Raw genomic sequence first — 22,778 nt, forward strand, 5'->3', positions numbered from 1 at the left:
TCCATGGAAGGCAGCATCACATGCGCGACAGCCGTCGTGTCACGGACCCTGCGTCCGTCGCACCGTGCATCCGTGCAACTCCGCGATGCGTCTGACAGGAAGGCAATGTGACTTCGCCGTACCCCGCTCCACCGTCCGACAGTGGCCTGGCCTGCCTGGTGATGCTGGCAAGGTTTCACCAGATTCCCGCAAACGCCGAGCAGCTGCGCCACGACTTCGGCGAAGGAGATACGCCGCTGGACATGCCTGCCTTGCTGCAGGCCGCCCGCGCCCTGGGACTGCGCACCCGGCGACTCACGGTACCCGTCGAACGATTGCCGCGCATGCCACTTCCGGCGATCGGCATGGATGCCCTGCATGGATACTTCATCCTCGCCCGCGCCGATGAGGACAAGGTCCTGATCCAGCGCCCGGGCGCCGAGCAGCCGGAGGTGATGCCACTGGCAGCCCTGCGAACAGCCTGGTCTGGCACCTTGATCCTGCTGCAACCCCGGGGTGCCAACGGCCGAGTCACGCAGCGCTTCGGCCTGCGTTGGTTCCTGCCTGCCCTGCACAGGCACCGCGGCATCCTGCTCGAAGTGCTTGCCGCCAGCCTGTTCCTGCAGGTCTTCGCGCTGATCACACCGCTGTTCTTCCAGGTGGTGATGGACAAGGTGCTCGCGCACCAGGGCCTGTCCACCCTCAACGTGCTGATGTTCGGCCTGCTCGCGGTGGTGGTGTTCGAAAGCGTGCTCAGCGGGCTGCGCGGCTATGTCTCGGTGCACACCGCCAGCCGCATCGATGTCACGCTGGGCTCACGCCTGTACCAGCACCTGGTCCATCTGCCGCTGGCCTACTTCCAGGCACGCCGGGTCGGCGACTCGGTGGCACGGGTGCGCGAGCTGGAGAACATCCGCAGCTTCCTCACCGGCAGCAGCATCACCCTGGTGATCGATGTGCTGTTCTGTGCGGTCTTCCTGGCGGTCATGTTGATGCACAGCCCTGTCCTGACGCTCGTCGTCATTGGATCACTGCCGCTCTACCTGCTGCTGGCACTTGGCATCACGCCACTGCTGCGCACGCAGCTGCATGAGACCTTTGGTCGCGGCGCGGAGAACCAGGCGTTCCTGGTCGAATCCCTGACCGGCATCACCACGCTCAAGGCACTGGCCGTCGAACCCCAGGCCAGGCGCCGCTGGGACACGCAGCTGGCGGCCTACGTAGGCGCCAGCTTCCGGACCCAGTTGCTGTCGACCCTGGCCAACGAATCGGCCGGCCTGATCGGCAAACTGGTGACCGTGCTGACCCTGTGGCTGGGTGCCCGGCAGGTCATCGATGGTCATCTGTCCGTCGGCCAACTGATCGCCTTCAACATGCTCGCCGGGCGCATCGCCCAGCCGGTCATGCGGCTGGCGCAACTTTGGCCGAACTTCCAGCAGACCCGTCTGTCGATGCAACGGCTGGGGGACATCCTCGACACACCGACCGAATCAGCGACGACCGGACGCAACGTGCTGCCGGCCCTGCGTGGGGGCATTGAGTTCCATCAGGTGCATTTCCGCTACCGTCCCGATGGTCCGGCCGTATTGCAGGATTTCAGCCTGCAGGTCGCCCCCGGCGAAGTAATCGGCATCGTCGGCAGCTCCGGCTCGGGCAAGAGCACCCTGGCACGCCTGCTGCAACGCCTGCATGTTCCGGAACAGGGACGCATCACCGTCGATGGCATTGACCTGGCCTTGACCGAGGCCAGCTCGCTGCGCCGTCAGATGGGCGTGGTCCTCCAGGAAAACATGCTGTTCCACCGCAGCGTGCGCGACAACATCGCGCTGGCCGACCCCGGTGCATCACTGGATACCGTCGTCCACGCCGCACGACTGGCCGGCGCACATGACTTCATCCTCGACCTTCCCGAAGGCTACGACACCGTGGTCGGTGAGCAAGGTGCTTCGTTGTCTGGCGGCCAGCGCCAACGCGTGGCCATCGCCCGCGCCCTGCTGCGCAATCCCCGCATCCTGATCTTCGATGAGGCCACCAGCGCACTGGACTACGAGTCCGAACGGCTGATCCAGGCCAACATGCGCCAGATCTGCGCCGGCCGCACCGTGCTGATCATCGCCCATCGCCTATCGACCGTGCGCAATGCCGATCGCATCATCGTCCTGGAACGCGGGCGGCTGGTCGAGCAAGGCAACCCTGCGCAGCTGCTGGCCACGCCGGACAGTCGCTACGCCCAGTTGCACCGGATGCAGCAGGGATGACTCACGCAGCATGAAGCCGTATACCGTCCTTCGTCACCGGCTGCATGTTCTGCTGCAGCACTTCCTGGCTCGTCGCCACGCGCGCAACCAGCGGGCGGACTTGGCTTTCCTTCCTGCCGTCCAGGCCCTGCAGGAGACGCCGATCCACCCCGCCCCGCGCTGCATCCAGTGGCTGATCATGGCCTTCGCATTGAGTGCCCTGGCCTGGTCGATGCTCGCACGCCTGGACGTGGTGGCCATCGCCGAGGGCCGCATCGTCTCCAGCGACCAAAGCAAGCTCATCCAGTCGCATGAAGTGGCGGTGGTGAAAGCCATTCATGCCCACGACGGCCAGACGGTGCGGGCCGGCGACGTGCTGATCGAGCTCGATGCCAGCCAGACCACGGCCGACAAGGATCGGCTCAGCAATGATCGCGATGACGCGCAGTTGGACGCCGCACGCGCACGCATCCTGCTCGAGGCCATCGACCAGCAGCACCCACCGGCCGATATCACCTCGCTGCTCCCGCAGGCAAGCCCGGAACAACGCTCGGCGGCCAATGCCTGGCTGCAGAGCCAGTACCACGAACTGCGCAGCGAGCTGGCCCAGAGTGAAGCGGTGATCACCCGCCGCAGCGCGGAGATCCGCGCCGCGCAGGTATCGGCCAATGCACTGGCGCAGATGCTGCCCATGACCCAGCGCATCACCGCCGACTACGCCAAGCTTGCCGGTGAAGGCCTGGTCTCCAAGCACCACTATCTGAGCAAGCAACAGGAGCAACTGGAGCAGGAGCGCCAGCTGGCCGAGCGCCGCAGCCATATCGTCGAGCTCAGCGCCTCGCACCAGGAGGCGCTTGAACGCCACCGCAGCACGCTCTCCCGGTACCGCCGCAGCGTGCACGACCTGCTGAACCAGAACGAGCGCCGCACCACCACCTTGCAGCAGGAACTGATCAAGGCCGAACGGCGCGACATGCTGACCCGCCTGACCGCCCCCGTGGACGGCACCGTGCAGCAACTGTCCGTGCATACCGCCGGCGGCGTGGTGACCGCGGCACAACCCCTGATGGTCATCGTCCCCAGCAACCAGCCACTGGAAGTCGAGGCGCGCCTGCATAATCGTGACGTCGGCTTCGTGCGTGCCGGCCAAGCGGTGTCGGTGAAGGTGGAGACCTTCAACTTCACCCGCTACGGCATCCTGCACGGCACCGTGCTCAACGTCTCGCGCGATGCCATCGACGACGCCCGGCAGGGACCGCTGTACAGCCTGCGCATCGCCCTGCACGAAAGCCACGTGCGGGTAGGCCAGGAGAACGTACCGCTGGCACCGGGCATGTCCATCCGGGCCGAAGTGCGTACCGACCGGCAACGGGTGATCGACTACTTCCTCAGCCCGTTCAAGCAGCACGCCAGCGAAAGCCTGCGCGAGCGCTAAGTGGCATTGAAGCTACGGGGTCACCAACTCACCAGCACGCCCGTCACCGGAGGGTTCACCCCTTGCGGCGGCGCCTGCCGCGATAGATCAGGAACGGCCAGAACGCAGCCATCGCGCCACCCAGCACGCTGACAAGCAGGCGCCGCAGCAGGCTGACATCGCTGCTCCATGCCATGCCGATCAGCATCAGGCCAAACACGATCATCGGCCCACCGATGAACACCAGGGCGAACGCGCGCATGCGGCTGCTGGCGGCCGGCTCCTGCAACTTGCCGATGACGTCGGTAGTGGCGAAATGGATCTGCAGCGGATCGGTGGTCGAACGTATCTGCACGTCAGCCACGTCCTGACGCGCCTGCACCGGCTGATTCAGATCGATTTCGCGCGCGGTGGGTCCCAACAGTTGGTCGATGTTGGTGCGTCCCACCAGTTCCTTCCGTTTGTCATCCATGTGTTGTTTTCAGTGTCATCGCCCAAGCCAAGCATGACAGGCCCCTGCCGTCGCCGCACCCTGCCACTCGGTCGCCCAGGCGATCGAGGTGGCCTGGAGGCGGCTGGCAGGCCCCACGTCCGCGTATTGCATCGGTCCGGCAGGCAGCACATCACCACCGCGTCGCATCGCGCTTGCCATTTATCCGCCTTTGATCCTGCACCTGCTGCGACCCCGAGCGCCATTCACTACCCGGAAGGATTCATGGGGCGCTTCGACTCCCCCTGCAGGGGCAGCGGAAGCTACGACGACGCAACGGAGGAAGGCTTGGAAGTACGCGGCCATCCCTGCGCGTGATGCTGCAGGGCTGCAGATACGCAAAGGCCGGGTTTCCCCGGCCTTTGCTCCACCTCAGCTACAGCGTCGCTCAGTTCGCGACCTGCGCCTTGGCGGCGGCCACCACCGCGTCGACGGTGATGCCGAAGTGCGGGTACAGCTTGTCCGCCGGGGCCGAGGCACCGAAGGTATCCAGGCCAACCACCGCACCGTCCAGGCCCACGTACTGGCGCCAGAAACCGGTGACGCCGGCTTCCACCGCCACGCGTGCGCGCACCGCGTTCGGCAGCACCGATTCACGGTAGGCCGCATCCTGGCGATCGAACACGTTGGTCGACGGCATCGACACCACGCGGGCCTTGAGGCCGGCCGCTTCCAGCTCGGCCTTGGCGGCCATGGCCAGCCCCACTTCCGAACCGGTGCCGATCAGGATCACGTCCGGCGTACCGGCGGCATCGGCGAGCACGTAGCCGCCGCGTTCGATCTGCTTGACCTGCTCCGCACTGCGCTGCTGCGGGGCCAGGTTCTGGCGGCTGAAGATCAGGCAGCTCGGGCCGTCCTTGCGCACGATGGCCGCCTTCCAGCTGACAGCGGATTCAGCGGCGTCGCACGGGCGCCACACATCGTTGTTGGGGATGTAACGCAGCGAGGACACGTGCTCGACCGGCTGGTGGGTCGGGCCGTCCTCGCCCAGGCCGATGGAGTCGTGGGTGAACACGTGGATGACGTGCGCCGGGATCAGCGCGCTCATGCGCAGCGCATTGCGCGCGTAGTCGCTGAACACCAGGAAGGTGGCGTCGAACGGCAGGAAACCGCCGTGCAGGGCCAGACCGTTGGCGATGGCGCTCATGCCGAACTCACGCACGCCGTAGTGCACGTAGTTCGCCTGCGGGTCTTCGCCGACCACGGTGTGTGCGCCCTTCCACAGGGTCAGGTTGGAACCGGCCAGGTCAGCCGAACCACCGATGATTTCCGGCAGCAGCGGCGCGAAGGCCTGGATCGCATTCTGCGAGGCCTTGCGCGAGGCGATGTTCGGCGCTTCGGCCTGCACCTGCGCGATATAGGCATCGGCCTTGGTGATGAAGTCGGCCGGCAGCTCGCCGTGCGAACGGCGGGTCAGCTCTTCGGCCTGTTCCGGGAACTGTGCGGCGTACTTGTCGAACAGCTGTTCCCACTCGGCCTGGCGCAGCGTGCCGGTGCCACCTGCACGCCAGCCGGCGTAGATGGCTTCCGGGATCTCGAACGGGCCATACGGCCAGTCCAGCGCCTTGCGCGTGGCTTCCAGTTCGTCCTTGCCCAGCGGCGCGCCATGGCTGGATTCCTGGCCGGCCTTGTTCGGCGAGCCGAAGCCAATGGTGGTCTTGCAGCAGATCAGGGTCGGCTTGTCGAACTGCGACAGCGCCGCGTCGATGCCGGCCTTGATGCTTTCCGGATCGTGGCCATCCACGTCGCGCACCACGTTCCAGCCGTAGGCCTCGAAACGTTCCGGGGTGTTGTCGGTGAACCAGCCTTCCACTTCACCGTCGATGGAGATGTTGTTGTCGTCCCAGAAGCAGACCAGCTTGCCCAGGCCCCAGGTGCCGGCCAGCGACGCGGCTTCGTGCGAGATGCCTTCCATCAGGCAGCCATCGCCCATGAACACCCAGGTGCGGTGGTCGACGACTTCGAATTCCGGGCGGTTGTAGCGCTGCGCCAGCAGCTTCTCGGCCAGCGCGAAGCCCACGGCATTGGCGAAACCCTGGCCCAGCGGGCCGGTGGTGGTTTCCACGCCCGGGGTTTCGTGACGCTCCGGGTGGCCGGCGGTCTTGCTGCCCAGCTGGCGGAAGGCCTTGAGCTGCTCGATCGGCAGGTCGTAGCCGCTCAGGTGCAGCAGCGCGTACTGCAGCATCGAGCCGTGGCCGTTGGACAGCACGAAGCGGTCACGGTTGAACCACTTCGGGTTGTTCGGGTTATGGCGGAGATAGTCGTTCCAAAGCACTTCGGCGATATCGGCCATGCCCATCGGCATGCCGGGGTGACCGGACTTGGCGGCTTCGACTGCATCGGCGGCAAGGAAACGAATGGCATTCGCCAACTGGCGGCGGGTGGGCTGCGTCATGGTTCGTCGGAATCGGGAGGCTCCCGCGGAACTGCGGGCGGCCTATTGTCCCACAAGCCACCGCCCGGATCAGGCCGCATTCCCTGCCTTCACGCATCGCAAAGCACCTGCCCATGGCAAGACGGCCACCCTGTTCAGGATGGCCGTCATCTGGATGCCGTGGGTGCCCGCTCAGCCTTGCGGCGGCGGCGCCGGCTCGGTCCCGTCCTGGCTCTCGCCACGCGCCACCAGGGTGGTCAGGGCCAGGTCGCCGGTCACGTTGAGCGCGGTGCGGCACATGTCCAGGAAGTGGTTCACGCCCAGGATCAGGCCGATGCCGACCGGGTTGACGCCGACCATGGCGCAGATCAGCGCCACCACCGGCAGCGAACCGGACGGCACACCGGCGGTGCCGATGCCACCCAGGATGCAGACCACCATCACCATGAACTGCTGGCCGATGCTCAGGTCCACGCCGAAGAACTGCGCCAGGAAGATCACCGTCACGCCCTCGAACAGCGCCGTGCCGTTCTGGTTGGCGGTGGCACCGACGGTCAGCACGAAGCGCGAGACCTTGTGCGGCAGGCCCATCTGGTCGGCCACGCGCATCGCGGTCGGCAGGGTTGCATTGGACGAGGCCGTGGAGAACGCCATCAGCGTCGCTTCCTGGGTTTCACGGAAGAACGCCATCGGTGAACGACCGGCCAGCTTCACCGCAACGCCATAGCTGATGAACATGTGCACGGCCAACGCCAGCACCACCACGCCCACATAGGCCCCGAGCTTGACCAGCAGGCCGAAGCCGAAGATGGCCGCCAGGTTGAACATGAAGCAGGCCACCGCGTACGGGGCCAGGCGGATGACCAGGTTGATCAGGGTCATCGAGATTTCGAACAGGCCCTCGATCGCCTTGCGCAGCGTTGCCACCTTCTCCGCCGGCGACAGCACCATGCCCACGCCCAGCATCAGCGCGAAGAACATCAGCGACAGGATCTTGCCGTTGTCGGAGGCGGCCTCCAGCACGTTGTTCGGCACGATCGACAGCAGCATTTCCATGCCCTTGGGCTGGGAGCCGACACCGGCCACGATCTCCTTGCTGCGCTCGGCGTTCTCGGCCAGCAGCTGCGCGGCGACGCTCGGATCGACACCCGCGCCAGGCTTGAGCAGGTTGACCAGCACCAGGCCGATCAGCACCGCCAGGCCCGACAGCACGATGGTGTAAGCCAGCGACTTCCAGCCGATGCGGCCGAGCGAGCGGATGTCGCCCATCTCGGACACGCCCATCACCAACGCCGAGAAGATCAGCGGCACGATCAGCATGAAAATCAGGCTCAGGAACAGGCCTGACACCGGCGTGGTGAGGTACGTGGTCACCCAATGCACCCATTCCGCGCCCGGCGATACCAGGTGCACGATCAGGCCCAACAACAGGCCAACACCGAAGCCAATCCCGATTTTCCAGTGGAACGGCAGCTTGCCGGCAGTTGCTGGGTTGGTCATACGCGGATTCCCCTTGGTCAGTGAAGCAGCTTAGCAGACGCCTCCACGGCGCCTTTTCAGCTTTGTCCCGGATAAAGAGGGTCCAGGAGCGGTTTTTCCGCCACTTTGCCGGCATCGCGCCAACGCGGTCCCGCACGGAAAGCCTCGCGCAGCTGTGCCCGGGCCTGGCTGACATCGCCCTGGCCTGCCCAGCGCGCCCGTTGCATCCGCTCCAGCGCCTGGCGTTGCCCGGCGTCGCCAAGGCGGGCCAGCACCGCATCCAGGTCCCGCACACCGGCCATCGCGGCGAGGATCTGCACCACTTCGTCCAGGCCACCGGCATCCAACGCACGCCGCAGGTCGGCCTGGCTGTAGGCGGGCGCGGCAGTGCCGGTCGTTCCGGACACGCCCGGGCGCCGCTCCCGCACCGGTGCGTCGCGACGGCGCGACAGCCCCCAGATCAGCGTCACCAGCCACAGCAGCGCGAAACCCACCGCCAGCGCCGGCCACAACCAGTCACGCTGACCGGCCGCCGCCAGTGCCAGGTCCGTGCCCTTCAGCGCCGGCGAACCGACCGCCGCCTGCGCCACCGGCGGGGGCTGCACGCCACCGCTGCCCTGCTCGACCTGCAACTGCAGGTCCGGCAACGCGGTCACCTGCGCCTGGCCTGCCCGCACGTCCCACCACCCCAGCCTGATGCCCGGCACCGTCAACGGGCCGGTCTGCTGTGGCACCACCGAGTAACGGCGGGTCAGCTTCAACTGCGGGCTACCGCCGACGAAGCTCTCGTCGTACTGCGGCGGCTCGGCGAACACCTGCGCGGCATCGCCCAGCGATGGCACCGGCAGGTCCGGGAACTGCGCCTTGGTCACGCCGGTAGCAGTGGCCTCGACCACGATGTTGGCCGCTTCACCGGTACGAGCGCTGTTGGGTGCCGTGGTGTAACGCAGCTGCAGGCTCTTCAGCGGCAACCAAGGTTGCGACGCATTGGCCGGGACCGCCCGGACCTGCAGGGTCTGGTCCGGGGCACGTGCGCTGAGCTGGCCACTGTCGCGGCCGAGGAAATCATCGAAGAACCCACCCACGCCCTGCCCGCTGAAGCGCGCGCCGGGCACCTGCAACGCCCCGCTGCGCTCGGGCACCAGCATGAAGCGGCGTTCGACCACGTTGTAGCGACGTCCGCCGATATCGCGGGTGGAGGTGGCATCCTCGCCCACGCGTTGCAACGAGGCACCGGCCGGGGTGTCGAGTACCAGCTCGCCGGACGCCAGCTGCGTGGCGAAGTACAGCCGCACCACCACGCCCACGGTCTGCTGCACGTAGGGCTGGGTGTCGTCCACGGTGGTCTCGACGAAGGCCAGCGCGTTGCTGTCACGGGTGGCCAGCGGTGCCTGCGCGACCACCAGCCGCAATGGCGCGGTCTGCGCATTGCCCACCCGCAGCGCCGGGATCTGCAGCTCGCCATTGCGGCGTGGCGACAACGCGACCGAGAACAACGCACTGCTGCTGACCGTTCCGTTGCTCATCTGCATCTGGCGGTTGGTGTTCTGCCGGCTCAGGTCGAACTCGGCCCGCAACGGGCCGTAGTCCGGCTGTCCGGACTGGTCGGTCTCGATGTTGAGGATGACCGTTTCCCCCAGGCTGATGCTTTCGCGGTCCAGCCAGGCGCGGGTCTGTGCCTGTGCCATGCCCATGCACGTGAGCAGCAGCCACAGTGCCATCCAACCCCTGCAGCAGAGGCGCCCGATCTTCGTCTTCATCGCTGTTCCCGCATCCGTCGCTCGTACTCGAGCTGGAATTTCGCCTTCAACAGATTGCCAGGCTCATCCGGCACGCGCTGCATCCAGGCGTCCAGCGCCTGCTGGCGCTCGCGCTGCTCCGGCGTCATCGCCGCGCGCGCCGCCGCGGCGGCACGCTCACCTTCACGCGCAGCGTCTGCCTGCTGGCGCATCGCCTGGGCCATGCGCTCGCGCTGCGCCGCATCGGCCTGCTGCTGCGCGCCGCCGTTCTCCGCATCCAGCGGCTGCTGCGGTTGCGCCTGGCCGCTGCCGCCCTGGTCCCGCCGCTGCTGGCCGTCCCTTCCCTGCTGTCCCTGCCGGGAGCCATCCTGCGGCTGTTGTTGATCGGACGGTGATTGCCGCCCCTGCCCTTGCTGTTGTGAGCGAGGGTCATTGCCATTCTGCTGCGACTGCTGCCCGGGGTTGCCCTGCTGCTGTTGCCCGGATTGCTGTTGCCCGGATTGCTGCTGCCCCGACTGTTGTTGTCCTGACTGCTGTTGTCCGGATTGCTGCTGCCCTTGCCGGTCCTGTTGATTCGGCTTGCCCTGCTGGCCTTGCTGACCCTGCTGGCCACGCCGTTTGCGCGCTGCATCCACCGCCTGGCGGTTGGCCACCGCATCCGGCATCCCCGGATGCAACTGCAGGGCGCGGTCATAGGCCTTGATTGCATCGTCGTACTTGCCCTGTCGGGCCAGTGCATTGCCCAGGTTGTACCACCCCTGGTCGGTGTCGATGCCTTCGAAGCGCTTCTGCGCCGTACCGAAATCACCTGCGCGATAGGCATCCACGCCATCGTTCAAGCGCTGGTGCTGGCGCTGGTCGGCACGCTGCCACAGGGTGCCCGGCTCGACAGCCGCGCGTACCGGCGTGGCCGCATGCGCCGGCTGCAGCGTCGGCAGCAGCAGGCACAGCACGACCGCCGCAGCTCCCTGTCGCGGACGCCGGAATGCCAATGCCCCCAGCAACAGCAGCGGCAGCAACAACCAGTAGCCTTCGTCCTGCCAAGAGGTTCCCTGCGGCACCTGCCCGCGTTCGGCCTTGCCCACCTGTGGTTCCAACACATCCAACGCCTGCAGGTCCGCATCCGTGGGCGCGATGCGCCGGTAGCTGCCGCCACCGGCGGCGGCCAACGCACGCAGCGAGGTCTCTTCCAGGTGCGCGTGTTCGATCTCGCCGCGCACGTCACGGTAGGACGCGCCCTGCAGGCTGCCCAGGCCCAGTACCGACACCCGGTACCCCGCCGCCCGCAGCGGTGCTGCCGCGGCCAGCGCAGCACCGTCGGCATGATCGGTGAGCACCAGCACGTCACCCTGACGGGCCCCGGACTGCTTCAGCAACGTGCCGGCCCAGGCCAATGCCTTGTCCAGCTTCTGTCCATCCACCGGCATCACTTCCGGCGTCAATGCGTCCAGGAACAGGGCGACATTGGCAGCATCATCGGTCAACGGCGCCACCGTGAACGGCTCCCATGCATAGGCCACCAGCGCCACCTCGCCTCCCTTGCGCTCACGCAGCAGGGTGGCCAGCTTGGCCCGCGCCTGCAACAGGCGCGAGGGCGGCAGGTCGGGCGTGCGGATGCTGCTGGACAGGTCCAGCAGGATCACCAGCGGTGTCTTCGATTCCCACAGCGGCTGTTCCACCTGGCGCCAGCTCGGGCCTGCCAGTGCCAGTACTGCCAGCAACAGCCCAAGCAGCAATGCCAGCGCTCCCCAGCCGCCACCCCGCGCCTTGCCGCCGGTGGTCACATGCGGCAACAGGTGTGGATCCACGGCGTCATGCCAACGCGCGTGGCGACGGCGGCGGTACCATCGCGCCAGCATCGCCAGTGGCAGCAACAACAAGGCCCACAACCAATCCGGGCGGACGAAGTGCAGTGCGTCGAGCAGGTTCATGCGCGCAGCCCCCGCCAGGCCAGGCCCAACACGCCCAGCACCAGCGCACAGGCCAACGGCCACGGATAACGTTCGATGCGCGGGCGCACCGCGGGGCCCACGCTCTTGATCGGCTCCAACCGGTCCAGTTCGGCATAGATGCCGGCCAGTTCATCGGTATCGCGTGCGCGGAAGAAACGGCCGCCGGTTTCGCTCGCCACCTGGGTCAAGGTGGCTTCATCGACCTGGTCGTCGCCGCCAGCCAGTTGCACGCCGAACAACGACATCCCGCCGGTACCACCAAACGCCACCGTGTAGACGCGGACGCCTTCGGCCTTGGCCAGCTCGGCAGCCTTCAACGGCTCGAGCACGCCGGCGGTATTGACGCCATCGGTCAGCACGATCAATACCCGCTGTCCTTCGGGCTGTTCGCGCAGGCGCTTGACCGCCAGCCCGATCGCATCGCCCAACGCCGTCTCACGACCGGCCAGGCCAACCACGCTGTCGCGCAGCTGCTCGCGCACGGTGGCGCGATCGGCCGTCAGCGGCGTCAACGCATAAGCCTGCTGGCCGAACACCACCAGGCCGATCCGGTCACCTTCACGGCGGTCCAGGAAGTCGGCCAGCACCGCCTTCGCGGCGGTCAGGCGATCAACCACGCGCCCGCCCAGTTGCATGTCCGCTTCGCTCATGCTGCCGGACAGGTCCACCGCCAACATCATCTGCCGCCCCTCGCGCGGCGGCTCGACCGGCTCACCCAACTGCTGCGGACGCGCGGCAGCCGCACACAGGCACAGCCATGCCAGCCACAACAGCACGCCGGCAAACCACGCTCCGGCACTGGACGAGGACGCCTGCAACTGCAACCGGGCCGGGTCATACGGCACCCGCAACGCAGGAGCCTGGCTGTCGCGCAGCGGCCACCAGCGCATCAGCACCGGCAAGGGCAGCAACAGCCAAAGCCAGGGCCAGGCGAACGGCGGCAACCATCCGGCGACCAGATCGAGCCACTGCTGCATCAGCGTTTCCCTTCCATCAGTTCCAGGAAACGCGCGCGGGCAAGGGCACGTACCTGCTCCACGCCCTGCATGTCCACCTGCGGGCGGTATGCCCCCTCCAGCAGGAGGCGGCCCTCGCCGTCACTGAACTCCCGCCCCTGACGGCCATCCAGGAACCTCAGCCAGGCTTCGCCCTGCAACTGTGCGGCGCGGGCATCCGCGCGGCGCGCGGCGCGGCGCAACAGGTCCGATATCGCCGCCAGGCGTACCGGCCCCTCCAGCGCGGCGGCGACCTGTCCATCGAACAGGGCCAGCCAGCGCCGGCGGCGGCGACGGCGCAGCCACAACAGCCCGGCCACGACCACGGTCACGACCAGAACCGCCCCAATGACCATCCACCAGCCCGGCGGAAGTGGCCACCAGGACGGCGCGGCGGGAAGATGCACGTCACGCAACGGCAGTTTCGCGGCCATCAGTACGCTCCCTGTGCGCTGGCACCCAGCCATGCGTCGCTGGCCTGGTCCGACGCCAGCGGTGTTACCCGCACGCGTCGCCCCGGCAACTGCCGCAGCAATGTCTCCATCGGCCCGACCAACGCCTCATGCCACGACTGGCGAACGCCTTCGGCAGCCAGGTCGAAACGCATCCGTCCCGCCGGCGTGGCGACCGGCAACAGGCAATGGGGCGGATCGGTTTCGAGTCGGTCCACCAACAGGATCAACTGGACCTCCACGTGCATCGACAGCGCCGACCATACCGCTGCCGGGACCGCCAGGGCGCTTGCCGGGTCAGCCAGGACGAAGGCCCGTGCCCCCGGGTGCAGGACGCGCGCGGCGCGCTCCAACGCCAACTGCAGCCCCGCGTCGTCGGCGGGCGGCTCGGCGTACCAGCGCACCAGCGCATCCAGCACGCGCAACACACCGCGCGTGCCACCGGCGGGCGGAACCAGGGGTTGCTGCCGGGCACCACGCAACGCTGCAAGCCGGTCACCGTCGCGCATGGCCGACCACGCCGCGACAGCGCCGGCACGCGCCGCCTGCACCGACTTGAAGCGCACGCGGGTACCGAAATACAAGGCCGCCGACGTATCGGCGATCACCAACGTCACCCGTTCGCGCTCGGTCTGGAACGTCTTGGTATGAGTGGCATCGGTGCGCGCGGTCAGTTTCCAGTCGATATGACGGGCATCGTCTCCGGCCACGTACTCGCGCGACTCGGCGTACTCCATGCCACGCCCGCGCATGCTCGATGCCGCGCGGCCGCTGACCGCATAGCGACCGCGTCGCGCCTGCCGCCCCTGCACGCCGGCCTGGCGCAGGGCGATCAGCTCCGGCAGCGTCGGGCGCAGGCCGGCGTCAACTGCCGGCTCCCGTGTGGATTCCCTCGCCGGAGCGCTCATCGTCCGCCCCCGCTCAGGATGCCCGGACCATGGGCGCATCGATCCTGTCCATCACCTGCGGCCATGGCTCAGGGCAACGGCACGCTGTCGAGCAGCGCGGCGACCAGGCGCTCGCCATCCCAGCCTTCGGCAGCAGCCTCGTAGCTGGGCAGCACACGGTGGCGCAGCACGTCCGGGGCAACCGCGCGGATATCGTCCGGGGTGACGAAGTCGCGGCCAGCCAGCCACGCCCGGGCCCGGGCGCAACGCTCCAGGGCAATGGAACCGCGCGGGCTGGCACCCCAGGCGATGCGCCGCGCCAACGCCGCGTCATACGCACTGGCATCGCGCGAGGCCAACACCAGCGCCACCAAGTAGCGTTCCAGCTGCGGTGCCATGTGCAATTCCAACACCGCACGGCGTGCCTGCTCGATCTTCTCCAGCGACAGCTTGCGCGCAGGTGCGGCCTTGGGCTGCATCGCCTGCAGGGCGCGCTCCCGCGCCAGGCGCAGGATCTCGGTCTCGGCGCTGGCATCGGGGTAACCGATGCGCACATGCATCAGGAAACGGTCCAGCTGCGCCTCCGGCAGCGGGAACGTACCTTCCTGCTCGATTGGATTCTGGGTCGCCATGACCAGGAACACCTGCGGCAGCGCATAGGTGTTGCGACCTACGGTCACCTGCCGCTCGCCCATGGCCTCCAGCAGCGCCGACTGCACCTTGGCCGGCGCGCGGTTGATCTCGTCGGCCAGCAGGATGGGATGGAAGATCGGCCCGGCCTGGAATTCGAAACGCCCTTCCTGGGCGCGCCAGATATCGGTACCGGTCAGGTCGGCCGGCAGCAGGTCCGGGGTGAACTGGATACGCGCGAAGCTGGCATCCACGCGCGAGGCCAGGGCCCGGATCGCGGTGGTCTTGGCCAGGCCCGGCGCGCCCTCCACCAACAGGTGGCCGTCGGCCAGCAGCGCGATCAACAGGCGGTCGATCAGCAGTGACTGGCCGACGATCTCGGCGGCCAGTGCATCGCGCAGCGCGGTAAATTCCTCGTGCAGGGCGCTGGTCACGACCGCTGCGGTGGTCTCGATGGGCAATTCGGGAGGCAGGTTCATAGGCGCAGTTTGACTGATCCGGCGTGAAATGGTTCCAACAATGGCCAACAACGAAAAAGGGCCGCTTGCGCGGCCCCTTTTCCAAGTGCGGTGAAGATCAGTTCGCGGCCTTGGCCACGCGCAGGATCTTCGGCGTCACGAACACCAGCAGCTCAGCTTTCTCCTTGCTGGTACCGCGCTTCTTGAACAGGTTGCCCAGGAACGGGATATCGCCCAGGAACGGCACCTTGCTCACGCTGCTGCGGTCGGAGAACTCATACACGCCACCGATCACCACGGTCTGGCCATCCTCGACCAGCACGGCGGTATTGATCTCGCGACGGTTGATCGACGGGACCACGCCGTAGCCGTCCAGCTCCAGGAGTTCGTCAACCTCGTCCTTCTTGACGTTCATGTTCAGGAACACACGGTTGTCCATGGTGATCGTCGGGGTCACCTTCAGCTCCAGCAGCACTTCCTTGAACTGGACGCTGGGAGTGGCCGCGGTACCCGCGGTGCCACCGGTGATGGTGACGTAGCCGATTTCCTTACCCTGCTTGATCACGCCTTCACGCTGGTTGGCGGTGACGATGCGCGGATTGGAAATGACTTCGCCACGTCCTTCTTCCTGCAATGCGGACAACTCCAGATCCAGGTTGAAGTTCGCGCCCAGCAACGTGTAGGCCAGGCTCGGCTTGCTGGTACCCGTGGTGAAGCTGCCGGCCGGCAGATTCACGTTGAGCCCGCGCCCCGCGTTGCCGCCCCCGCTTGCACCGCTTCCGATCGTGGCGGTGTTGTCGCCATTGTTGTAGTCACGCGTGCCGCCGATGCCGAACTTGGCACCCAGGTCACGTGCAAACGTATCCGAAGCAATGACGATCCGCCCCTCGATCAGCACCTGATCCACCGGACGGTCGATCACGTTGATCAGCTCACGCATCTGCGCGACCTTCTTCGGGATGTCGCTGATCATCAGGGTGTTGGTGCGTTCATCGGCCACCAGGCGGCCACGCGGTGACAGGAAGCCATTCTCCTGCGTCCCGTTACCCGCCCCGCCGCTGTTGCCACCGTTCGAGCTACCGATTCCCTTGGCCTCGGTCAGCGCCTTGAAGATGGCTTCGGCGCTGTGGTAGTTGATCTGCACGTAATCGGTGATCAGGTCCTCGCGGTTCTCGATGGCGATACGCGCGTCTTCCTTGTCCTGCTCGAACTTGGCCAGCTCCGGCTGCGGCGCCACCCAGACCACGCCGCCGTCACGACGCTTGTCCAGGCCCTTGGCGCGCAGGACGATGTCCAGCGCCTGGTCCCACGGCACGTTGACCAGGCGCAGGGTCACGTTGCCCTGCACGGTGTCCGAGGCGACCACGTTGAGGTTGGACTCCTCGGCGATCAGCTGCAGGACCGTGCGCACCGGCACGTCCTGGAAGTTGAAGGTCACCGGACGGCCGCTGTAGCCGCGTGCCGCCACGGTCGCCGCCGCCTGCGCCACGGTCCTGGAGGTCACCGCACCGGTGGCGACATCCTCCTTGCGCGGCGTGATCTCGACCACGTACTCGTTGCCGGTCTGGTAGGCCAGCGATTCATACGGACCGTTCGTGCTCAGCACCAGTTGCGAACCATGCCCGGAGGGCTTGGCGTCGATGCGCTGGACCGGTGTCGCGAAGTCGGTGACGTTGAGCGGACGCTGCAGTTCGGCCGGCAGTACCGCGTTGCCAACGTCCACCACGACGTTGCCGCCCTGGTTGCGCAGGTCCGGGCTGGCTCCCTGGCCATCGAACTGCAGGATCAGGCGACCCGCGCCGTCATTACCCCGCTTGAAGTCGATCTTGGTCACGGAAACCGCGGACGTCGCCTGCTGCATGCCGGTGGCCATGCCACCTGCTGCCACCGGCGGCGTGGCCGCGAACGAAGAGCCGCACACCACAGCCAACGCCACTCCCAGGGCGCAGACGCGGACCAGTGCATGGCGCCGGATGGGACGCAGGCTCAGGGCTTTGGTAAAAGTCATCGTGCTATCCCCTAATCAATCAACGATCGTCCAGTGCGAGCGAGGCTGGACGTTCCAGCCAACCGCCAGCACCGTCCGGCACCAGTTCAATCAGTTCAATCCCGTCTTCGCGCACCGCCGTGACACGGCCATCGCTCTGGCCCATGTACACCCCCGGGCGCACGCGATAGGTGACCTTGTCCGGCCCCATCACCAGGGCAACGATGCCGTTGCCCCCGCCGATGGTGCCGACCATGTCGAGACTGTCCAGCGGATACGCCTCCAGCGGCTCCTTGCGACGGTTCGGATCCGGGCGCAGCTGGTTGCCGCCATCAGCGGACACCCACGCATCACTGAACGGATCGCGCAAGCCCTGCGCGGCGTACTCAAACGTTTCGAACTGCTGCATCACCGGCAGCGGCTCCAGCGGCTCGGCAGGACGTGCACGCACATCCGCCACCCACCTCTCGAGATTCGGCGCCTCACCAGGCGTGCTGCTGATGCCTCGGGCGCAACCGGCCAGGGCCAGCACGCACAGTGCGCCAAGCATGAAGGAAGAAGTCCTGCTCATCGCTTACCTGCCCCCCTTCTTCTTGCCCTTCTCAGCCTCGGCGGCCAGCCGTTCCTGCTCCTCGAGCTCGGTGTCGTCAAGGTAGCGGTAGGTCTTGACCGTACCGGACAACTCCAATGCCCCACCGGGACTGATCACGCCGCTGCCACCCTTGGGTTTCAGGTTGATGTCATGCATGGTCAGGATCACCACGCGCGGCAACGAGGCCACGCCACTGACGAACGCACCGAACTGGTGGTAACTACCGACCAGGCGCAAGGCGATCGGCTTCTCGGCGTAGAACTCCTTCACCGACTCCGCACCCGGCTGGAACAGCTCGTTGTTCAGGCCGCTGGACAGCGCGGTCTGCGACACGTCGATGATCAGGTCCGGCATCTCGGTCTTGCTGGGCAACTGCCGCAGCATCTGCTGCAGCACCTGCTCCATCTGCGCCAACTGCTGCTTCAGCGGCTCGAGATTGGCAGCACGCTGCTGCTCCTTCTCGAAATCGCCGCGCAGGGTACTCTCGCGGCTTTCCAGCGTCGCCAGCTCCTCGCGCTGTCCACTGACCACCAACAGGTAGGCCAGGATCAGGATCAGGAAGGCCAACACCGCGCAGAACACCATCTTCGCGTTGCGCGGCCAATTGCCGATGTTGTTGAAATCCAGGTCTTTGGCGTTGAACTTCTTGCTCACGAGCGGGCCTCCTTCGGAGCAGGGGCAGCCGCCGGAGCGGTCTCGGCCTTCGGCTTGTCTGCCGCGGGTGCGGCAGCCGGCGCGGGGGCTGTTGCCGGTGCGCTGGTCGCTTCCGGGGCCGCCGGCGCAGCGCCTGCCGCGGCGCCACTGGCCTCCACGCCCGTCACCTGCGCCGGATTGGCCTCACCCGGGGCGGGCAGCTTCACACGCAGGGTGAACACGTACGGCAGGGACTTGATATCCACGCCGACGCCACCGCCCTGCTGTGCACGTGCCTCGATGATCGACAGTTCCGGATTGGTCATCCAGCCGGAACCTTCCAGATTGCGCATGTAGGTACTGACGCGCGCATTCGACTGGGTCCGACCTTCTAGGGTCAGCATCTCGCCTTCCTGCTTCAACGCGGTGAGCACCACGCCGTCCGGAATCGTGCGCACCAGCGAATCGAACAGGTGCACCATCTGCGAACGCTTGCCCTGCAGCTCCTCGATCACCGCCTTGCGGGCCAGCAATCGCGCCTTCTGCTTGTCCAGCCGCTCGATTTCCTTGTTCTGCTCCTTGACCTTGGCGATCTCGGCTTCAAGGAACGCGTTGCGGTCATTCTGTCCGCTGATCTGCTGGCTGTAGTAGAACCACAACAGGCCGGACAGGACCACACCGGCCAGCGCGGCGAAGCCGAGCATGCCGTAGAACTCACGCTGCCGTTGCTTGCGGCGCTCCTCGCGCCACGGCAGAAGATTGATCCGTGCCATCAGTCGAACCCCCTCATGGCCAGACCGGTTGCGATCATCAGCGCAGGTGCGTCCTGGGCCAGTGCGTGTGCCTGCACCTTCGGGCCCAGGGTCATCTGCGACAGCGGATTGGCCACCGACGTCGCAACGCCCAGCTGCTCTTCAACCATCGTCGGCAGGCCCGGCAACGCGGCACAACCGCCGGCCAGGACCACATGATCGACGCGGTTGAACTCGCTGCCGGCATAGAAGAACTGCAACAGGCGGCTGATCTGCTGCACCGTCGCTTCCTTGAACGGCTCCAGCACCTCGACCTCGTAGCTTTCCGGCAAGCCGCCCTGGCGCTTGGCCAGACCGGCTTCCTCGTAGCTCAGCCCGTAGCGGCGCATCACCTCATCGGTCAGCTGCTTGCCGCCGAAGACCTGCTCGCGGCTGTACAGGCTGCGGCCGCTGCGCAACACGTTGAGCGTGGTCATGGTCGCGCCGATGTCCACCAGGGCCACCACCGCGTCACTGCCCACCGCCAACTCACTGGCCACCAGCGCGTACGCGTTCTCGATGGCGAAGGCCTCCACGTCCATGACCTTGGCGGTCAGGCCGCCAAGTTCCAGCGCGGACTGGCGCAGCTCGACGTTCTCCGAGCGCGACGCGGCCAGCAGCACCTGCACCATCTCGGGATTGTTGGGCACCGCGCCGATCACCTCGAAATCGAGGTTCACTTCGTCGATCGGGTACGGGATGTAGTTCACCGCCTCCAGCTCGACCTGCGCCTCCAGCTCGTCCTCGTCCAGGTCGGCCGGCATCGGGATCACCTTGGTGATCACGGCCGAACCGGCCACGGCAGCCGCAGCGCTCTTGGCCTTGCTGCCTGAACGGGCGACGGCGCGACGAATGGCTTCGCCAACCGCCTCGACTTCGACGATGTTCTTCTCGACCACCGCATTCGGCGGAAGAGGTTCCACGGCGTAGTGTTCCACGCGGAAACGATTACCGCTGCGGGAAAGCTGTAGCAGCTTCACCGCAGTAGAACTGATGTCGACGCCAATGATTGGCGCCTGACTTTTTGGGATAAGCCCCACGGATTCTCCCCTGCCGACGGGCACTTGGACGCAAGTGTTGCGTCCGCGCATTAATAACGGATTTTTCTGAAATGGCAACCATCCCGGGCACGAGACGCGATCCGCATCACACGCTCCGAAGACCCCCTTTGCACTCCCCAAGGATCCGGCCCCAGCCGTTCCCCTGCGTAATCTATACTCTGCGGCCACAAAAACCGCAATTGGGACCTTTGGATGGCACGTTTCCGTCGCTGGCTGCGCTGGCTGCTGGCCCTGTTCGTCGCCTTCGCCCTGATCGGGGCGATCGCCGCCGGAGCGCTCTATTACGTTGTCTCCTCCAAGCTGCCCGACGTCCAGTCACTGCGTGACGTCGAGCTCCAGGAGCCGATGTATGTCTATGACAGCGAAGGGAAATTGATGGCGGTCTTCGGTGAGACCCGGCGCTATCCCATCCAGATGAAGGACGTTCCCGAGCGCCTGAAGCAGGCGTTCCTGGCCACCGAGGACGCCCGCTTCTACCAGCATGACGGCGTCGACTACAAAGGCGTGGGCCGCGCGATCTGGCTGCTGGCCACCACCGACGCCAAGCGCGTGCCCGGCGGCTCGACCATCACCCAGCAGGTCGCCCGCCAGTTCTTCCTGAGCTCGGAGTACAGCTACACCCGCAAGCTGGCCGAGATCCTGCTGGCCCGCAAGATCGAAAGCGAGCTGAGCAAGGACGAGATCTTCGAGCTTTACCTGAACAAGAGCTTCTTCGGCAATCGCGCCTATGGCATCGGTGCCGCGGCCGAGTACTACTACGGCAAGAAGCTCAACGAACTGGACCTGGATGAGATGGCCTCGCTGGCCGGCATCCCCAAGTTCCCGTCCAGCGGCAACCCGATCAGCAACCCCGAGCGCGCGCGCCAGCGCCGTGACAACTACGTGCTGCAGCGCATGGCCGAGTTGCACTTCATCAGCCAGGCCGAAGCCGACGCGGCCAAGGCCGTGCCGATGCATGCCGCCCCGCATGAGCCGCCGGTGGAGGTCTACGCGCCCTACGTGGCCGAAATGGTCCGCCAGGAGATGATCGCCAAGTACGGCGGCGACGTGCTCAACAAGGGCTACCACGTCACCACGACCATCAATGGCACCTGGCAGGAAGCGGCCAACATCGCCGTGCGCGATGGCCTGATGCTGTATGACCATCGCCACGGCTGGCACGGCGTCGAGCAGCATTTCGATGTCGCCGCCGATGCCGATGCCGCCACCCTCGCCCGCCAGATCGCCGGCATTCCGGCCCAGGCCGGCCTGCTGCCGGCGGTGGTCTCGGCCACGCATGCCGACGGCGGCATCAGCGTGGTGCTGGCCGACCGCACCGAACTGACCCTGCCGGCAGCCGCCAGCCGCTGGACCAACCGCACCCCGGCCAAGCTGGCCACCCGCGGCGACCTGATCCGCGTGCGCGCGGGCAGCAAGGAAGGCGAGTGGCTGATCGACCAGCTCCCGCGCGGCCAGGCCGCACTGGTGTCGCTGGACGCCGAGAGCGGCGCGCTGCGCGCCCTGGTCGGTGGCTTCAGCTTCGCCGGCAACAAGTTCAACCGCGCCACCCAGGCCCGCCGCCAGCCCGGCTCGAGCTTCAAGCCGTTCATCTACGCCGCCTCGTTCGACAAGGGCTTCAACCCGGCCTCGATCGTGCTCGACGCACCGGTGGTGTTCCGCGACCGCCGCGGCAAGACCTGGCAGCCGCAGAACGACGGCGGCGGCTTCCGTGGCCCGATGCGCCTGCGCGAGGCACTGGTGCAGTCGCGCAACCTGGTCTCGGTGCGCCTGCTCGACAGCATCGGCGTGGACTATGCGCGCAAGTACATCAGCGAGTTCGGCTTCCAGGAAGCCGAGCTGCCGCCGAACCTGTCGATGTCGCTGGGCACGGCCTCGGTGACGCCGCTGTCGGTGGCGCGTGGCTACGCCGTGTTCGCCAACGGTGGCTCACGCGTGGATACCTGGGTGATCGATGAGATCAAGGACCGCGACGGCACCGTGATCTTCAAGGAGAACCCGGCCATGGCCTGCCGCGGCTGCGGCGGCCTCTCCGGCCCGGGCGCCGCGCCTGTCGCGCAGGTGGTGGACGGCTTCAATTTCGGTGCCGAAGCCGCCCCTGCCCCCGCCCCGAAGCCCGGCAGCGCCACGCCCGACGCGTCCCAACCGCCGAAGCCGGTCAACCCGGATGCACGCACCGCGCCACGCGCCATCGACGAACGCACCGCCTACCAGCTGGTATCGATGATGCGTGACGTGGTCCAGCGCGGTACCGGCACCGCGGCCAAGGTCCTGGGCCGCGAGGACGTCGGCGGCAAGACCGGCTCGACCAACGACCACCGCGACGCATGGTTCTCCGGCTTCGGTGGCCCCTTCGCCACCACCGTGTGGGTGGGCCGCGACGACTTCCGCTCGCTGGGGTACCGCGAGTACGGTGGCAAGGCCGCCCTGCCGATCTGGATCGACTACATGCGCGTGGCCCTGAAGGATGCGCCGATCGCGCGCAACGACCCCCCGTCGGGCATGGTGCAGGCCACGCTCAACGGCGCCACCGAATGGGTCAAGAACGAGGACCTGGACCGCATGCAGGAGTTCGACTTCGAGCAGCAGGACCAGAGCGCCGACGACGCCGCGTTCGACATCTTCTGACGC

17 protein-coding genes are annotated in these 22,778 nt (G+C 66.8%); 3 read left to right on the plus strand and 14 right to left on the minus strand.

What is annotated here, in order from left to right:
* The first annotated feature begins 107 nt into the window (after positions 1–107).
* Together ATCM_RS15840 and ATCM_RS15845 are read left to right on the plus strand one after the other, a co-directional pair.
* Complete coding sequence (locus ATCM_RS15840; RefSeq protein ID WP_279432516.1) at positions 108–2,237, plus strand: type I secretion system permease/ATPase; 2,130 nt, start codon at positions 108–110, stop codon at positions 2,235–2,237.
* Between the two features lie 10 nt (positions 2,238–2,247).
* The gene (locus ATCM_RS15845; protein WP_132865443.1) at positions 2,248–3,651 is read left to right on the plus strand and encodes an HlyD family type I secretion periplasmic adaptor subunit; all 1,404 of its coding nucleotides are present in this window, start codon (positions 2,248–2,250) and stop codon (positions 3,649–3,651) included.
* A gap of 55 nt (positions 3,652–3,706) precedes the next feature.
* Here the strand turns inward: ATCM_RS15845 and ATCM_RS15850 are convergent, their stop codons facing one another.
* The 14 genes from ATCM_RS15850 to ATCM_RS15915 form a co-directional block, all read right to left on the minus strand.
* Positions 3,707–4,102, minus strand: coding sequence for a hypothetical protein (locus tag ATCM_RS15850; protein ID WP_132865444.1), 396 nt, complete (start codon positions 4,100–4,102; stop codon positions 3,707–3,709).
* A gap of 406 nt (positions 4,103–4,508) precedes the next feature.
* Entirely contained in the window at positions 4,509–6,515 is a 2,007-nt protein-coding gene (gene tkt / locus ATCM_RS15855) for a transketolase (protein WP_132865445.1), read from the minus strand.
* A gap of 171 nt (positions 6,516–6,686) precedes the next feature.
* Positions 6,687–7,994 carry a dicarboxylate/amino acid:cation symporter gene (locus ATCM_RS15860; protein WP_132865446.1) on the minus strand — a complete coding sequence of 436 codons (1,308 nt, stop codon included), beginning with the start codon at positions 7,992–7,994 and terminating at the stop codon, positions 6,687–6,689.
* 56 nt (positions 7,995–8,050) lie between these two features.
* The gene (locus tag ATCM_RS15865) at positions 8,051–9,694 is read right to left on the minus strand and encodes a BatD family protein (RefSeq protein WP_243694034.1); all 1,644 of its coding nucleotides are present in this window, start codon (positions 9,692–9,694) and stop codon (positions 8,051–8,053) included.
* 35 nt (positions 9,695–9,729) lie between these two features.
* A complete protein-coding gene (locus tag ATCM_RS15870) occupies positions 9,730–11,643 on the minus strand; it encodes a VWA domain-containing protein (protein ID WP_132865448.1) in 1,914 nt (637 codons plus the stop codon).
* Positions 11,640–12,641, minus strand: coding sequence for a VWA domain-containing protein (locus ATCM_RS15875; protein WP_132865449.1), 1,002 nt, complete (start codon positions 12,639–12,641; stop codon positions 11,640–11,642). Before ATCM_RS15875 ends, ATCM_RS15870 begins: the two co-directional genes overlap by 4 nt.
* Positions 12,641–13,093 carry a DUF4381 domain-containing protein gene (locus ATCM_RS15880; RefSeq protein ID WP_132865450.1) on the minus strand — a complete coding sequence of 151 codons (453 nt, stop codon included), beginning with the start codon at positions 13,091–13,093 and terminating at the stop codon, positions 12,641–12,643. The genes ATCM_RS15875 and ATCM_RS15880 overlap by 1 nt, the downstream gene beginning before the upstream one ends.
* Positions 13,093–14,019 (minus strand): DUF58 domain-containing protein, encoded by a 927-nt coding sequence (locus tag ATCM_RS15885; RefSeq protein ID WP_132865451.1) that lies wholly within the window; start codon positions 14,017–14,019, stop codon positions 13,093–13,095. Before ATCM_RS15885 ends, ATCM_RS15880 begins: the two co-directional genes overlap by 1 nt.
* Positions 14,020–14,087: 68 nt before the next feature.
* Entirely contained in the window at positions 14,088–15,107 is a 1,020-nt protein-coding gene (locus ATCM_RS15890; protein WP_132865452.1) for a MoxR family ATPase, read from the minus strand.
* A gap of 97 nt (positions 15,108–15,204) precedes the next feature.
* On the minus strand, positions 15,205–17,094 hold the full coding sequence (locus tag ATCM_RS15895; RefSeq protein WP_132865453.1) for a type IV pilus secretin PilQ family protein: 1,890 nt from the start codon (positions 17,092–17,094) through the stop codon (positions 15,205–15,207).
* A gap of 19 nt (positions 17,095–17,113) precedes the next feature.
* Positions 17,114–17,623 (minus strand): pilus assembly protein PilP, encoded by a 510-nt coding sequence (locus ATCM_RS15900; protein WP_243694035.1) that lies wholly within the window; start codon positions 17,621–17,623, stop codon positions 17,114–17,116.
* A 24-nt stretch (positions 17,624–17,647) separates the two neighbouring features.
* Complete coding sequence (gene pilO, locus ATCM_RS15905) at positions 17,648–18,319, minus strand: type 4a pilus biogenesis protein PilO (protein WP_243694036.1); 672 nt, start codon at positions 18,317–18,319, stop codon at positions 17,648–17,650.
* Positions 18,316–19,071 (minus strand): PilN domain-containing protein, encoded by a 756-nt coding sequence (locus ATCM_RS15910; protein ID WP_132865455.1) that lies wholly within the window; start codon positions 19,069–19,071, stop codon positions 18,316–18,318. Before ATCM_RS15910 ends, pilO begins: the two co-directional genes overlap by 4 nt.
* The gene (locus ATCM_RS15915; protein WP_132865456.1) at positions 19,071–20,129 is read right to left on the minus strand and encodes a pilus assembly protein PilM; all 1,059 of its coding nucleotides are present in this window, start codon (positions 20,127–20,129) and stop codon (positions 19,071–19,073) included. The genes ATCM_RS15910 and ATCM_RS15915 overlap by 1 nt, the downstream gene beginning before the upstream one ends.
* A gap of 213 nt (positions 20,130–20,342) precedes the next feature.
* Here ATCM_RS15915 and ATCM_RS15920 point away from each other — a divergent pair, with 213 nt between their 5' ends.
* Positions 20,343–22,775: a penicillin-binding protein 1A gene (locus ATCM_RS15920; protein ID WP_132865457.1), complete on the plus strand. Its 2,433-nt coding sequence runs from the start codon at positions 20,343–20,345 to the stop codon at positions 22,773–22,775.
* Positions 22,776–22,778: the final 3 nt, after the last annotated feature.

Origin of the sequence: Stenotrophomonas sp. ATCM1_4, assembly GCF_004348115.1 — a bacterium.
GTDB classification, from domain to species: Bacteria; Pseudomonadota; Gammaproteobacteria; order Xanthomonadales; family Xanthomonadaceae; genus Stenotrophomonas; species Stenotrophomonas capsici.